A 15,631-nucleotide genomic window follows, 5' to 3' on the forward strand; every position below is an offset into this window, starting at 1 on the left:
ACCATGTCTGAAACCCCAGAAATCCGCAAGGGCCTGTACGGCGTTGTCGTCGATGAGACCGCCGTGTCCAAGGTTGTCCCGGAGACCAACTCCCTGACCTACCGCGGCTACCCGGTCCAGGAGCTGGCACGCTACTGCTCCTTCGAGGAGGTTGCCTACCTGCTGTGGAACGGCGAGCTGCCCACCCAGGATGAGCTGGTTCGTTTCTCCGCTCGTGAGAAGGCATTGCGCCACCTGGACCGCCACCTCATTGACCTGATCACCTCCATGCCGAAGTCTTGCCACCCGATGGACGTTCTGCGCACCGCAGTCTCCTTCATTGGTTCCCAGGACCCGGAGGAGTACACCAAGGATTCTGAGCACATCCGCCGCACCGCGCTGGAGCTCATGGCGAAGCTGCCGACCATCGTCGCCCTCGATATCCGCCGTCGCCGCGGTGAGGGCTACATCGAGCCTTCCCGCAAGAAGGGCTTTGCGGAGAACTTCCTGTGGATGGTCTTCGGTGAGGAGGAAGGTTCGCCGGCCCTGTCGCGCTCCGATATTGAGGCCTTTGATAAGTCCCTCATCCTCTACGCCGAGCACTCCTTCAACGCCTCCACCTTCGCCGCCCGCGTGGTGACCTCCACGATGTCCGATACTTACTCCGCCGTCACCGCCGCCATTGGCGCCCTCAAGGGCCCGCTGCACGGTGGTGCTAACGAGGCCGTGATGAAGAACTTCCTGGAGGTCGGTGACCCGGCCAAGGCAGAGGAGTGGACGCTCAACAAGCTCAAGAACAAGGAGCTCGTCATGGGCTTCGGTCACCGCGTGTACAAGAACGGTGACTCCCGTGTTCCGACCATGGAGGCTGCCTTCCGCGAGCTGGCCAAGGACCACGGCCAGGAGCAGTGGGTGGAGATGTACGAGAACATGGCGAAGACCATGTACGAGAACACCTCCATCAAGATTCAGCCGAACCTGGATTTCCCGGCTGGCCCCGCGTACCACATCCTTGGTTTCGACATTGAGTTCTTCACCCCGATCTTCGTGATGGCCCGCATCACCGGCTGGACCGCACACATCGTGGAGCAGAACGAGAACAACTCCCTGATCCGCCCGCTGTCTGCCTACAACGGCAAGGAGCAGCGCTCCGTTCCGCCGAAGCAGATCTAATTAGCGGTTGCGCTTGACGACGGGCGCTGCATGTGGCGAAGGCATGACATGCCGACGCCACATGCAGCGCCTAATGCTATTGCGCCTGCGGCAACAAGAAGTGCATTCCAATCGATGGCAAAAGTGAGGCCATCTCCCATTGCGTAGACCATTCCGGCAAGCGGGAGGATTCCAGCGAGACAGCCAGTAATGATCGCGGCACATGCCAGTGTGGCCGTAGTGAGTACAACGATTCTTAGGTGCCAGGAAGAATCGAGGCCTAGTACTTTGAAGGTGGTCTCGATTGCTTCGGTGGCGCAAGCAAGTTGCCGCGAGAAAACAAAGGTTACGGCTAACGCGCTGAGCAGCGCGGCTGCCAAACTGATATAGAATGCCCGCGGTGTCGAAGAGGTTTGAATCAGCGGCAGTAGTACGAGCTCGTGGGGGATATGGGCTTGTGCAGCGCTATCAAGAAAGCGCTTTTCTTGGTCTTCCTGGAGACCCGTAAAGACCCATTGTGTCCTACCTGCCGATGCATCTAGTTTCTGCGCCGTGGATGCAAGGATAAATCCTCCAGCTAGCTTCTCCCAGTGTGGCCCGAAGTCCATACTCAGCGCTGAAAGTGATGTGGGGCCTGAGTTCTTGCTTGTGCTGATTGAAACGTGGTCTTGGTTGATGAATCTGTGATCACGGACTAATGCTCCAGTCTTAAGGACTTCTTTTTCTGAGGCAGTAAGCTCTCGATCTAAGAGTTGCTCTACGTCATGAACGGATTCGACGCTCAGTACGCCAAAGGTCCCCGACATCTCCGTGGGCATGTCCAGTGTGGCTTGGACATAAGAAACACGAACTGGGGCGGGCACATCCAACGCAGTGGCTACGTGCTGAACGGATTCAGCACGCGTGGAAAGCCCGTCATCTGTCTTCTCTAAAATGTGTGCCTGGTTTGGGGCGATCGTTGACATCAAGCTGTCATTCTCACTGGCTGTGAAGCTGGCTGACATCGAACTGCTAAACACTGCGGTTCCCATGCACAGGACCAACAACGTCAGACCCGTGCCAATAAGCTGCCGGTGCTTCTCTGCAAGTCTCAGGGCCACGCCTGCTGGAGTGTAGGGCCGGCTGGTTCGCGGACAGCGTGCGAGAAGAAGAGAAAAGACGATGCACAATGCCACGGTTGGCAATGGCGCCCAAGTTTCGAACACGTCTGGCCCCAGCAGTGCTGAAGCGACCGTAAAGAGTGCGGCCACAAGGACAATAGCTATAGCACTCCAACGCAAGAATGATGCCGATAGGGCCGGCAGCGGGATATCTTTCCAGAACGGATGCGGCTGGGTCGACGGCGCGGTGGTAATACCGCCAATCAGGAGTGCTGCAAGCGAGCTAGCGAGAAGAAGCACTAACCATTTCCACGGAATGAGGACTCCAGGATCAGGCAACCCTGCAAGTCCCGAAATGAATGGGCGCACGCATTGCGCCAGGCCTGCACCTACAACGAGGCCTAAGACGGAGTACATCAGGGCTGAACGAAGCAGGGTGGATGTGCTGGACTTCCACAACAGGAAGGGCGAGATTCCTAGCTCGAAGAACCGCCGGTTCAACGGGTGAAGAACTAGGTACGTGACTCGCCACAAAAAGAGGATCAAAGCACACGGTATGACAATGGCGAACAGGCCGAAGAAGAAAGAATAGCTATCGGCGAACCCTGAAGGCGGCGTGGCGAGCAGGCTTTCGCGGGTGAGGAGTGAGGTCGAAAAGGCGTCGTCAAGCGCGGCGCGATCAACGAGGTTTGTAGTTTCGAGCTGACTGCTAATGAAGTCGGTGAGCTCGGCAGGAGTCGTTCCTTCGGAACCGAACACAATCGGCCGGACCGAAGCGGAGGTCATGGAATAAGCGTCGGCGTCGATGGTGTTCCATGTTCCCGATGCGCCGTACACCGCTTTCTCCTGGCTGTGGAAGGAATTCGATACAACGCCAACGATGCGGAGCGGTAGCGTGCCGTTGAATGCGGTTGTGTGTTCTCCGACGTTGAAGTTCACGTCCTCGGTAACTACTACCTCGCCAGGAGCGCTGGGCCAATGGCCCTGAACCAATGCCAACCCAAAATCGGGAGCTTGCTCTTCCCAGTGAGACTCCTTGTAGACAAGGGAAGCTGATGGATTGCTATCGACATAGAGATCGTAAGTCTCGAGTTGGGTAGTAAAGCCCCTCTCTGGGGAATCAAGTTGCGGCAGCGTCTGTTCAACCACGCCCGCCCGCGTGTACACAGGCACGTCCACCCGCACGGCGTTGTTTCCCAATTCTGACTGCGCCTTCTGCTGCGGGGACAACGTCATGAAGAGATCAGCCGAGACAGCAAATGCGAATAATCCTAAGCACACTGCGATTGCCGCTGCGCCGAAACGATACCGTTTCGAAGAATGCACGACTTTCGTGATTAGTTCATTGAGCATTCGGGGCTGCTTTCCCAAGCTGGCCGTCGATCAGCGTGTAGGCCGTGCCGCAATAGTCCAACATGATGGGATCGTGACTGGTCGCTATCACGGTTGTGCCAGTTGATGCCAGCTTCTTGAAGAGTCGAAAAATGCCGTGCGAGTTTTCAGAATCGAGCGCAGCAGACGGCTCATCAGCCAAGAGAATTCGCCGTTTCCCAGACAGTGCTCGGGCGATTCCTACTCTTTGGCATTGGCCGCGCGACATCTCTGCGGGAAATCGTTGAGCGAGTTCTGCAAGTCCTACCTGGGTTAAGGCCTCGCAAGCCTTGTCGTGTGCCGTCGTCTCGTCGAATCCCGCTGCGGCAAGCACAAGCATGACATTTTCGAGCGCTGTGAGTTCATTCATCAACAGGTCGTCTTGATGGACGAAGCCGATTGTGTTGCGGCGCAAGGCGAGTAGTTTCTTGGGAGCAGCGGTGGATACACAGGTATCGAAGACCGAGATTGAGCCTTCATCGATAGGTAGAAGACCTGCAACCGCGCGCAGGAGAGTTGTTTTACCGGAGCCGCTCTTTCCTGAAATGCCGAGAAACTCGCCTTCACCAGCTTCTAGGCTTGCGCCTTTGAGAACATGCGTGCGCTGGGCGCCTTCGCCTAAATACTTGTGGACGTTAGAAATGGTGACTGAGTTCATAAGCTCTTTTCTGTCTTCACCGTGCGGTCTTTGGAAGTGAAGGATGAAGTTGGTTCTTATGAACCTGATTGAAGGATAGAAACGGAGGGTAGAACATGTCAATAGGTTTATATTTTTTTAAAAGCGAAGTAACTCTTCTCCTATTTGGCCGCTGCATGTTTAAAGGGGGGGGGGAAGGGGAGCTGTTCATGAAGGGGTGAGTCTTCTAGGGGTGTGCCTAGGAGTCTGGCGAGAACCTATTCGAAATCTGTTGACCGATATGTCGATTTCCGCGCGCGTTGTCGCCTCGGACACTATCCTTAAGTTCGTATTGTGCTTATCTGAAAGGATCACTCCCAGTGTCTGATACCGCCCACAAGTCCTTCTCTAAGATCTTGGTGGCCAACCGCGGTGAGATTGCCGTGCGCGCCTTCCGCGCTGCCTTTGAGGTCGGCTCCAAGACCGTTGCAATTTATCCAAAGGAAGACCGCAACTCCTTCCATCGCGCCTTTGCCAATGAGGCAGTGCGCATCGGTACCGAGGGCCAGCCGGTCAAGGCATACCTCGACATCGATGAGGTCATTCGCGCCGCCAAGAAGTCCGGCGCGGATGCCATTTACCCTGGTTACGGCTTCCTATCGGAGCGTGCCGATTTGGCGCGTGCCTGCCGTGACAACGGTATTAAGTTCATCGGTCCCACCCCGGAGACCTTGGACCTGACCGGTGACAAGGCCGCCGCGGTTGCCGCTGCCCAGGAGGCGGGGCTGCCGACTCTGAAGGACTCGAAGCCCTCGACGGACGTCGACAAGCTGGCGGAATACGCCAAGGACTTTAACTTCCCCGTCTTCGTGAAGGCAGTGGCCGGCGGTGGCGGCCGCGGTATGCGCTTCATCGAGAACGAGGCGGAGCTGAAGACCAAGTGTGCTGAGGCCTCCCGCGAGGCTGAGGCAGCCTTCGGCGATGGCAACGTTTACCTCGAGACCGCGGTGATTCGTCCGCAGCACATCGAGGTGCAGATTCTGGCTGACTCCCACGGCAACGTCTTGCACCTGTTTGAGCGTGACTGCTCCGTGCAGCGCCGTCACCAGAAGGTCGTCGAGATCGCCCCGGCACCCACGCTGGACCCAGAGCTGCGTGACCGCATCTGTGCGGACGCCGTGAAGTTCTGCAAGCACATCAACTACGAAGGCGCCGGCACCGTCGAGTTCCTCGTCGATGAGAAGGGCAACCACGTCTTCATCGAGATGAACCCCCGCGTGCAGGTCGAGCACACCGTGACCGAGGAGGTCACGGGCGTGGACATCGTGAAGTCCCAGATGCAGATTGCGGCGGGCTTCTCCCTCGAGGAGTTGGGCCTGAAGCAGGAGGACATCCACATCACCGGCGCGGCGCTCCAGTGCCGCATCACCACCGAGGATCCCTCCAATGGCTTCCGCCCGGATACCGGCACGCTGACCCAGTACCGCTCGCCGGGCGGCGCAGGCGTGCGTCTCGACGGCGCAACGGCCGTCGGCGCTGAGGTCTCCCCGAACTTCGACTCCCTGCTGGTGAAGATGACCTGCCGTGGAGTCAACTTTGAGCAGGCCGTGGCACGTGCACAGCGCGCGCTCAACGAGTTCACCGTGGCCGGCGTGGCCACCAACATCGGCTTCCTGCGCGCCCTGCTGCGCGAGCCGGACTTCGTCAACACCCGCGTGGACACCAGCTTCATTCCGGAGCACCCGGACCTGCTCAAGGCTCCGCCGGCCGTGGATGAGTCTGGCCGTATCATCGACTACATCGCTGATGTGACCGTCAACAAGCCGAACGGCGAGCGCCCGACCACCCTGCGCCCCTTCGACAAGCTGCCGGACCTGGACTTTAACTCTGAGCTGCCCCGCGGTTCCCGCGATGAACTGTTGGAGCTGGGCCCGAAGAAGTGGGCGGAGAAGATCCGCAAGCAGGACGCTCTGGCCGTCACTGATACCACCTTCCGTGACGCCCACCAGTCCCTGCTGGCCACCCGCGTGCGCGGTACCGCGTTGGTCACCGCCGCTGAAGCCGTCGCCCGCATGACCCCGGAGCTGTACTCGGTGGAGGCATGGGGCGGTGCGACCTACGACGTCGCCATGCGCTTCCTCAAGGAAGACCCGTGGGTGCGCCTGGATCTGCTGCGTGAGGCCATGCCGAACCAGAACATCCAGATGCTGCTGCGCGGCCGCAACACCGTGGGCTACTCGCCGTACTCCAACGATGTGTGCACCGGTTTCGTGCAGGAGGCCGCCAAGTCTGGTGTGGACGTCTTCCGCATCTTCGATGCGCTGAACGACGTCACCCAGATGCGCCCGGCAATCGACGCCGTCCTGGAGACCAACACCACCGTGGCCGAGGTCGCTATGGCCTACTCGGGCGACATGTGCTCCCCGGATGAGAAGCTCTACACGCTGGACTACTACCTCAAGCTGGCCGAGGAGATCGTGAACACCGGCGCTCACGTCCTGGCCATCAAGGACATGGCGGGCCTGTTGCGTCCGGAGTCCGCATCGAAGCTGGTTATGGCTCTGCGCAAGGAGTTCGACCTGCCGGTTCACGTGCACACGCACGACACCGCTGGCGGTCAGTTGGCCACCTACTACGCGGCAGCGCTTTCTGGTGCCGACATCGTCGACGGTGCTTCCGCGCCGCTGGCGGGCACTACCTCCCAGCCTTCGCTGTCCGCCATCATCGCGGCATTCTCGAACTCCTCTCGTGATACCGGCATCTCCCTCAAGGCCGTCTCCGACCTTGAGCCGTACTGGGAGGCCGTCCGCCAGCTCTACCAGCCCTTCGAGAAGGGTATTCCTGGACCGACCGGCCGCGTCTACCGCCACGAGATTCCAGGTGGCCAGCTGTCCAACCTTCGCGCGCAGGCTACCGCTCTGGGCTTGGAGGATCGCTTCGAGATCATCGAGGACACCTACGCTGCGGTGAATGAGATGCTCGGCCGCCCGACCAAGGTGACCCCGTCCTCCAAGGTGGTCGGTGACCTCGCCCTGCACCTTGTGGGCGCTGGCGTAGACCCGGTTGACTTTGAGGCCGACCCGACCAAGTACGACATCCCGGATTCCGTCATCGCCTTCCTGCGCGGTGAGCTCGGTACGCCTCCGGGTGGTTGGCCGCCGCTGCGCGATAAGGTCCTGGAGGGCCGCGCGCCTGGCGACGTCACCGTCAAGCCCGTGCCGGAGGATGAGAAGAAGCACCTGGCTTCGGATGATTCCACCGAGCGCCGCGCTTCCCTCAACCGCCTGCTCTTCCCGAAGCAGTTCGAGGAGTTCAACGAGTTCCGCCGCACCTACGGCAACACCGAGGCGCTGACGGACACGGTCTTCTTCTACGGTCTGGAAGAAGGTAAGGACTACATTGTTCACCACTTCCCGGAGGGCTCCAACGACCGCGCGGATCTTAAGCCCATCACCGTGCGTCTTGACGCGATGGGTGAGCCGGACGAGAAGGGCATCCGCAACGTCGTGCTCAACGTCAACGGCCAGATCCGCCCGCTCAAGGTGCGCGACAACAACGTCGAGTCCACCGTCGCCACCGTGGAGAAGGCCGATCCGTCCAACGAGGGCCACGTGGCCGCACCGTTCGCCGGCGTGGTGAACCCGACCGCCAAGCCTGGCGACGAGGTCAAGGCCGGCGACCAGATCGCCGTCATCGAGGCCATGAAGATGGAAGCCTCTATTTCCGCCACCAAGGATGGCACCATCGAGCGCGTCGCCATTGGCGCCGCCACCAAGGTGGAGGGCGGCGACCTCATCGCCGTTATCAACTAAAAGTCGACTTAGGTCATGGATGGGTGAGCAGCGTCATTCTTGGCGCTGCTCACCGGTGGTTTTCAGCGGTGGGGTGGGATTTTTCCGCACTGCATTGGCCTAAGTCAGGAGGGCGTGCCTCGTAAAAGGCATCTGGCAGAAGGCATCTTTGGGTCCAAGAACGCCATCTGCAATGAGTAAAAGGCGTTTTTAGCCGTGAAAACGCCTTTTGGCAGATGCCTTTTACCAGACGCCTTTTGGCAGATGTCTCCAGCATGTCGATGGAGGCATGCAGATGCTGTGCGTTGCGAGGGGTGCGAAGAAGGTAATCCGTTTCGCGAAGATACGTGCAGCGTTCTACGGAAACGGTCGTTGTCACCCGACTTGGGTCATGGGTGGGTGAGCAACGTCGCTCTTGGCGCTGTCGTCGGCGCGCCGCCGAAGGCGTCGAGTATAGTCGACTCTTTTACAAGAAACCGAGGAAGTGTCGAGTATAGTCGACACCTTTTGTCGGTTTGCGTACTAGAAGCGCTTGAGCATCACGTGAGCATCCGGGCGGCCGGGCACGTCGATGTCGACGAAGCCTTCGGATTCATACAGCTTGCGGGCGCCAGTGTTCTCCGGCTCAATCCACAGCGATACGGCGGGAGCCTGCTGCGCCTCGGCGAGGTCGCAGGCGTTGCGCAGGAGGCGTCGCCCAGCGCCTAGGCCCCTGTAGCGAGACTCCACAGCAATGAAGAGCTCGGGGATTTCCTCCGGATCTAGGTCGGTGGCCCACTGAGACTCATCAAAAGGATCGGCCTCGGGGTTGCCGGTGTAGGCGGCACCCTTCGCTTCAGTGGTGTAGTAGCGCAGCCACGCACCACCGACGGGGACGCGATGGCTGGAGACTGCGATGACGCCGCCGTCGACATGGGGCGACCATTCGTCGATGTACAGCCCCACGTCAGGCGTGTGGAAATCCCCGATATGGGCGTCCTCGTCACCGAGGACATCGGCGAGGAAAAGGAGACGGGAGAGGTAGGTACGGTCGTGCTCCTTGGCCAACCGTACACCGAACTCAGAATCGTTAACGCTCATGCCTTTCGAGGCTACTTGATCTCTGAATCTAGCTACTCACTGAGTGGTTCGAGTGGAGTTGGTGGCGCTATCCTGATGCGCCACTGTTGCATCCCCTCAGAGCGACAAGTCAGCACCCCGGTAAGTTGTACTCAGCGAGTCAGTGACCCGGAGCAGAGCTCCACCGGGGTATCACGTACAAAGAGTATGTAACGTTGCTGACTGAAGCAAGGTTATTGCAGTGCTCCCTGGCCGTAAGGAAGCATCGGCAAATTACTTGATCTCCAGAATCGGCTCGCCCTTGTTGATCTGCGTGCCGGTGGACACCTTGAGGTCGGTCACGGTGCCGGACTTGTGGGCCTTGACGGGGTTCTCCATTTTCATGGCTTCAAGGACGACGACGACCTCGCCCTCTTCGACTTCCTGGCCTTCTTCGACGGCGACCTTGATGGCGCTGCCCTGCATCGGTGCGGTCACGGCGTCACCGGACACGTTGGCTGCTGCGCCTTTACCGCGGCGCTTCTTCGACTTCTTGCGCTTGTTGCCGCCACCCAAGAGCAAGTTGCCCGGCAGGGCAACCTCGATGCGGCGGCCGCCAACCTCGACGACGAACTTCTGGGGTGCTTCCTGGTCCTCATCCTCAGGTGCTTCGGCGGTGTCGGTGTATTCGGGCAGCTCGTTGACCCACTCTTCCTCGATCCACTTGGTGTAGACCGTGAAGTTGCCGTCCTCGGCGGTGAAGGCAGGATCGGTGAGGATTGCCTGGTGGAAGGGGATAACCGTGGGCAGGCCTTCGATGCGGTACTCGGACAGCGCGCGGCGTGCGCGCGCGATGGCGGTCTCGCGGTCCGGGCCCCAGACGATGAGCTTGGCCAGCATGGAATCGAACTGTCCGCCGATGACGGAACCTTCGCGCACGCCGGAATCCATACGCACGCCCGGGCCGGAAGGCTCGGAGTAGGAGACGATGGTTCCAGGAGCCGGCATGAAGCCCGCAGCGGCGTCCTCGCCGTTGATGCGGAACTCGAAGGCGTGGCCGTGCGGGGTCGGGTCCTCGGCGATGGAAAGCTCGCGGCCCTCGGCGATGCGGAACTGCTCGCGAACGAGGTCGTAGCCGGTGGTTTCTTCGGTAACGGGGTGCTCCACCTGGAGGCGCGTGTTGACCTCGAGGAAGGAGATGAGTCCATCCGCACCTACGAGGTACTCCACCGTACCAGCGCCGTAGTATCCGGCCTCGCGGCAGATGCGCTTGGCGGATTCATGGATGGAGGCGCGCTGCTCATCGGTGAGGAAGGGGGCAGGGGCCTCTTCGACGAGCTTCTGGAAGCGGCGCTGTAGGGAGCAGTCGCGGGTGCCCATGACGACGACGTTGCCGTGCTGGTCAGCCAGGACCTGCGCCTCGACGTGGCGGGCCTTATCCAGGTAGCGCTCAACGAAGCACTCGCCGCGGCCGAAGGCTGCGGTGGCCTCGCGGGTGGCGGACTCGTAGAGGTCCTTGATCTCCTCGCGGGTGTGAGCGACCTTCATGCCGCGGCCACCGCCGCCGAAGGCAGCCTTGATGGCAACGGGCAGGCCGTGCTCGTCGGCGAAGGCCTCGACCTCTTCGGCGCTGGCGACGGGATCCTTGGTACCCGGTGCCATGGGCGCGTCGGCACGCTCGGCAATGTGGCGGGCGGTGACCTTGTCACCCAAGTCCGCAATCGATTGCGGCGAGGGGCCGATCCAGATCAGGCCGGCGTCGATGACGGCCTGGGCAAAGTCGGCGTTCTCGGAGAGGAAGCCATAGCCGGGGTGGATAGCGTCGGCGCCGGATTTGGAGGCGGCGTCGAGAATCTTGTTGATATCGAGGTAAGACTCAGCGGAGTTTTGGCCGCCGAGTGCGAAGGCTTCGTCGGCAAGCGTGACGAATGGGGCGTCAGCATCGGGCTCGGCATAAACCGCTACGGATGCGATGCCGGCATCGCGAGCCGCACGGATGACGCGGACCGCAATCTCACCGCGGTTGGCCACGAGGACCTTGGTGATGTTCTTGGTTTCAACTGCCACGGCAGGAACCCTCCTCCAATTTTTCTGATAGGACTGCGTACTATTCTTGCACACCAAAACATGAGGATACCGTCACGTCTTGGTTTCGTGTCAAAAAATAAACCCGCACCAGCGAGGATGCGGGCTTATTTCGGCGTGTTGCTAGCGCTCAACGGGCATGCGAACCATGTTGCCCCACTCTGCCCACGAGCCATCGTAGACGCGCGGGGTGTCGAAGCCGAGCAGGTACTTCAGCACAAACCAGGTGTGCGCGGCCTGAGCGCCGACATGCGAGTAAAGGACGGTTTCCGTTGCGGGCTCTAGCTCACCATAGTTGACCTTGAGCTCGCTGAGTGTACGGAAGCAGCCGTTGGGGTAGACCGCGCGATCCCATTCCAAGTTGATGGCCCCGGGAATATGGCCGTGCGTCAAGGTGGTGCCGTAGGCAGACTCGCCGGTTCCGTTCTTGAAGGCGGCTTCGCCGCAGAACTCGTCTGGGCTGCGGGTGTCGACAACGGTGGCGGTGGATCCGCGCAGCTCATCGACGAAGATGCGAGAGGATTCTTCGCGGGAAACCTCCGGATAAGAGGAAACGGATGGTTCGGGAACCATGAAGGAAGTATCGCGTTCTTCGGACATCCAGGCGTCCCTGCCGCCGTCGAGAAGCCGCACGTCTTCGTGGCCGTACAGTTCAAAGATCCACAGGGCGAACGCGGCCCACCAGTTGGACTTGTCTCCGTACAGGATGACGGTGTCATCGCGCTCGACGCCCTTCGAGCGAAGGAGGGCGGTGAAGTCTTCGGCGCTGATGATGTCCCTCGTTGTGCTATCGAGCAGTTCCGTCTGGACGTTGATACGGATAGCGGTGGGGATGTGGCCGATATCGTAGAGGAGTGAATCCTCATCGACCTCGATCACGTGGAGGCCGTTAATGCCCAGTCGCGCGGATAGCCACGGTGCGGACACGAGACGCTCGGGGTGCGCGTATTCCTGGAAAGGGGGATTCGGGTCGAATTCGGCCACGGTCCACCTGCCTTTCTCGTTAAGGGGGAACGTTCGCTTCAACTCTAGCGTGCTTGGCCGAAAAGTGGTCACGGGGGAGAGCCTTTTGTGGTGTTGGATACATTTCTTGGGCGGGTTGTGCCGCTTCGCACTTACTGGTTATAACAAGTATGCAGGTCAGGGGCTGAAAAGTGCGCTAAGCTCGCTTTTTAACCTTCTGTTGGGCCGATTTTGTAGGGGAGCGCGCGGGCCAAACCTGGGTTATTTTAAGTAGTGACACTCATCAACCCCCTAGCGAAAGGGAATTACTGTGCACAAGGCAATCGTCGTCTTCGAGGTTGAGGGCGGATCAGACAAGCAGATCAACGGACACCGTAAGGACACCATGCCAATCGTCGACTGCATCAAGGATGCAGGCTGGCATGCAGAGGTCGTGTTCTACCGCCCTGAGTGGTCCGAGAAGCTCTTCGAGTATGTATCCGAGAATTTTGATGCCTACATCTCCCGCGTGAACCCGGGCAACATCCCGGGCGGTGAAAAGGGCTACTTTGACCTGCTCTCCAAGCTGTCCGACGCTGGTTTGGTCGGCATGTCCACCCCGTACGAGATGATGGCCTACGGCGCTAAGGATGCCCTGGTCAAGCTCAACGACACCGACCTGGTCCCGTCCGATACCGCCGCCTACTACGACGTCGAGTCCTTCCACAACACCTTCCCGACCTCCCTGTCCTACGGCGAGCGCGTGCTTAAGCAGAACCGTGGCTCCACCGGCTCCGGCATCTGGCGCGTGCGCCTTGCCGACGAGAAGCTGGCCGAGTCCGTCGAGCCGGGCACGGCTCTGTCGCTCGACACCAAGATCAAGTGCACCGAGGCTGTGGACAACCACTCCGAGGAGCGCGAGCTGGGCGAGTTCATGGACTTCTGCGATCAGTACATCGTGGGTGACAACGGCATGCTCGTGGACATGCGCTTCATGCCGCGCATCGTTGAGGGTGAGATTCGTATTCTTCTCGTGGGCCCGGACCCGGTCTTCGTGGTGCACAAGAAGCCGGCCGAGGGCGGCGATGCCTTCTCCGCCACCCTGTTCTCCGGCGCCAAGTACACCTACCAAAAGCCGGAGGAGTGGCAGGAGCTCGTCGATATGTTCGCTGACGTTCGCCCGGTCATCGCAGAGAAGCTCGGCGGTGACAACATCCCGCTGATCTGGACCGCGGACTTCATGCTGGCTGACGGCGAAAACGGCGAAGATACTTACGTCCTTGGTGAGATCAACTGCTCCTGCGTGGGCTTCACCTCTGAGCTGGACATGGGCATTCAGGAGAAGGTGGCTGCTGAGGCCATCAAGCGCGTGGAGGCCAAGCACGCTTAAGCGATTTATTTCGCACTAATCCTGTTGAGTTTCCCCTGCCGTGGCGGGGGAAACTGTCGTTTTCTGGGGTGCATTTGCCTAACTCGCGCTGCCGGTGAGCAAGATCTCAGGTACGTTCGGTGGGGTAAAAAATTTATGACAGTATCGTGCTGTAGCGCACTGCGAAAATCAATGATTCTCCGAAAGGTTTAAAAACTATGACGAACCCCAACCAGTTTGGTGAGAACGGCGACAAGAACGATAACAACGCTGGCGACTACAACGCTCACGGTTCCCACGGCGACAACGCTGGGAACAACAGCTTCGGTAGCTTTGGCGGCTACGGTAGCTCTCAGTCCGGCAGCGATAATTCTGCTTCTGGGTGGAACAGCCAGGGACAGAACTCCAACTTCGGCTGGGGCGGCCAGGCCGGCTACGGCGATTACTCCGAGAGCTCCGCTGAGACCTCCTCGTTCGGAAGTGCGTCTTCCCAGAATTCGCAGCCGGAGTCTGAAGGTGAGGCCAAGGACAGCACTTTTGGCTCCAGCTTTGCTGCGTCTGAGTCCGCCTCTGGTTCTGCCAACACGGAGTCATCTGACAACAAGTCTGAAAGCCATGACACCCGCGCTAACCATGACTCTTTTGGCGCCTCCTACGCTTCCTACAACTCCGATAGCAGTGCTGGCGCCGAGCACTCCGCTGAGGCGACGAACTCGAATCAGGGCTACGGCAACCACGGTTACGGCAACAGCGGCTTTGGCAGCGAAGGCTTTGGCGGCAGTGCGCAGGCAGAATCCAACCAGAGCCAGGGTTTTGGGCAGCAGTCTGGTGATGGCTTCGGCGCCCAGGCTTCTCACTCCAACTCCACGTCCGGTTTTGGTAGCTACCAGCAGCAGAACCAGGGCTTTGGTGGACAGGAGCAGCAAGGGTTCGGCTCCCAAAGCCAGCAGGGCTTTGGTACGCAGGAACAGCAGGGCTTCGGTCAGCAGAACTCGCCCTTTGCTGCCTCTCCACAGAACAATCAGTACCCGCAGCAGGCCGCACAGAACGGTGGTTCTTCTAAGAGCACGGGCTTCTTCAAGGCGCTGTTTGACTTCTCCTTCAGCAGCTTTGTCACCCTGAAGTTCTCCTCCTTCATCTACATTCTGCTCGTCATTTTGGCAGGACTCTCCTGGGCAGGATTGATCCTCTTCTCTTTCGTGGCTTTTGCTGACAGCTTTGTCAGCGGAATCTTGGCGTTCCTGGGCGCTGTCATTTTTGGCGGAATCGCGTTCTTTTTCTATGTCATCCAGTTCCGCTTGATCTTGGAGTTCTTCGTGGCAAACATCCGCACCGCGCAGAACACCGGTGATCTTGTTGCTAAGGCAGACGGCGACAAGGCTTAATCGCATACCAATCCCTGCGCTGCTTTAGGGCAGACAGACTAATCCCGCCGGCCTCATTATTTGAGGTCCGCGGGATTTTTGTATTTAAAGCCCTATGCCCGTCGGAGAGGCCCGTTAGCCGCCACGGATGGTTCCAGTCATATGGTTCGGGTCAGAAGGTTCGTGTGCCCCTAAACAAACCATCTGTGGGCACCTAGATGGTTCACCTGCCCCCAGCTAAACCTTTTGAGTAGAACCAGTTGACTAGAACCATGTGGCGGACCGGGGTAGGCGGGATAGCGCGCAACGGCGCTACTGGCTGCTTAGTCCAGCAGCGTGGCGACGGACTCGGGGTCGGCGTCGGAAAGCATTTGACGGATGCGGTCATACTCCGCGTCCTCACCGATGGCCTTTGCAGCATGGCCCAGTGCGGCAATCGCGCGCAGCACGCCTTGGTTAGGCTCATGGGAGAAGGGGACAGGGCCCCAGCCCTTCCATCCATTGCCGCGCAGGCGGTCGAGGCTGCGGTGGTAGCCGGTACGCGCATAAGCGTAGGCGGTGATGAAAGCGGTGGGTTCAGCGCCCTTGTGCTTGTCTAGTTCCTGCTCCGCCAGCAGTGCCCACAGCAGCGGGGAATCCGGGTGGGCGACAATTCCTGCGGTGAGATCGGAGGTGCTGTCAGCACCCGGATCGGCCGGCAGCTTGATGGGCGGGGGAGCGAGCATATCTTTCATTTCCATGCCGTCCCACTCTAGCCATGTGGCAGCGAGGGGGCGAACCTAGAAAGGTTCGCCCGCAGCTGGATGGATTCACCCGCAACTAGA

At 59.7% G+C, this 15,631-nt stretch carries 10 protein-coding genes; 4 read left to right on the plus strand and 6 right to left on the minus strand.

What is annotated here, in order from left to right:
- Positions 1-3 precede the first annotated feature (3 nt).
- Positions 4-1,152, plus strand: coding sequence for a bifunctional 2-methylcitrate synthase/citrate synthase (locus HMPREF2760_RS09790; protein WP_070597157.1), 1,149 nt, complete (start codon positions 4-6; stop codon positions 1,150-1,152).
- Here the strand turns inward: HMPREF2760_RS09790 and HMPREF2760_RS09795 are convergent.
- Positions 1,149-3,584, minus strand: coding sequence for a BatD family protein (locus HMPREF2760_RS09795; protein WP_070597158.1), 2,436 nt, complete (start codon positions 3,582-3,584; stop codon positions 1,149-1,151). The two genes, HMPREF2760_RS09790 and HMPREF2760_RS09795, sit on opposite strands and share 4 nt — an antisense overlap.
- Complete coding sequence (locus HMPREF2760_RS09800) at positions 3,574-4,260, minus strand: ABC transporter ATP-binding protein (protein ID WP_070597159.1); 687 nt, start codon at positions 4,258-4,260, stop codon at positions 3,574-3,576. Before HMPREF2760_RS09800 ends, HMPREF2760_RS09795 begins: the two co-directional genes overlap by 11 nt.
- Before the next feature lie 338 nt (positions 4,261-4,598).
- Between HMPREF2760_RS09800 and HMPREF2760_RS09805 the strand changes: the two genes are divergently transcribed.
- The gene (locus HMPREF2760_RS09805) at positions 4,599-8,030 is read left to right on the plus strand and encodes a pyruvate carboxylase (RefSeq protein WP_070597160.1); all 3,432 of its coding nucleotides are present in this window, start codon (positions 4,599-4,601) and stop codon (positions 8,028-8,030) included.
- A 501-nt stretch (positions 8,031-8,531) separates the two neighbouring features.
- Here HMPREF2760_RS09805 and HMPREF2760_RS09810 read toward each other — a convergent pair.
- From HMPREF2760_RS09810 to HMPREF2760_RS09820, 3 genes are all read right to left on the minus strand, one after another.
- Entirely contained in the window at positions 8,532-9,089 is a 558-nt protein-coding gene (locus HMPREF2760_RS09810; protein ID WP_070531085.1) for a GNAT family N-acetyltransferase, read from the minus strand.
- A gap of 252 nt (positions 9,090-9,341) precedes the next feature.
- Positions 9,342-11,114: an ATP-binding protein gene (locus HMPREF2760_RS09815; RefSeq protein WP_070597161.1), complete on the minus strand. Its 1,773-nt coding sequence runs from the start codon at positions 11,112-11,114 to the stop codon at positions 9,342-9,344.
- 141 nt (positions 11,115-11,255) lie between these two features.
- The gene (locus HMPREF2760_RS09820; RefSeq protein WP_070564911.1) at positions 11,256-12,116 is read right to left on the minus strand and encodes a sulfurtransferase; all 861 of its coding nucleotides are present in this window, start codon (positions 12,114-12,116) and stop codon (positions 11,256-11,258) included.
- Between the two features lie 289 nt (positions 12,117-12,405).
- On the opposite strand from HMPREF2760_RS09820, the gene HMPREF2760_RS09825 reads away from it, so the two are divergent.
- Positions 12,406-13,464, plus strand: coding sequence for a Cj0069 family protein (locus tag HMPREF2760_RS09825; protein ID WP_070564907.1), 1,059 nt, complete (start codon positions 12,406-12,408; stop codon positions 13,462-13,464).
- A gap of 197 nt (positions 13,465-13,661) precedes the next feature.
- Positions 13,662-14,828, plus strand: coding sequence for a DUF4282 domain-containing protein (locus HMPREF2760_RS09830; protein WP_070564904.1), 1,167 nt, complete (start codon positions 13,662-13,664; stop codon positions 14,826-14,828).
- 302 nt (positions 14,829-15,130) lie between these two features.
- Here HMPREF2760_RS09830 and HMPREF2760_RS09835 read toward each other — a convergent pair whose 3' ends face one another.
- Complete coding sequence (locus HMPREF2760_RS09835) at positions 15,131-15,547, minus strand: DUF3151 domain-containing protein (RefSeq protein WP_012714873.1); 417 nt, start codon at positions 15,545-15,547, stop codon at positions 15,131-15,133.
- Positions 15,548-15,631: the final 84 nt, after the last annotated feature.

It is taken from the genome of Corynebacterium sp. HMSC065D07 (assembly GCF_001810695.1).
Lineage (GTDB): Bacteria > Actinomycetota > Actinomycetes > Mycobacteriales > Mycobacteriaceae > Corynebacterium > Corynebacterium hesseae.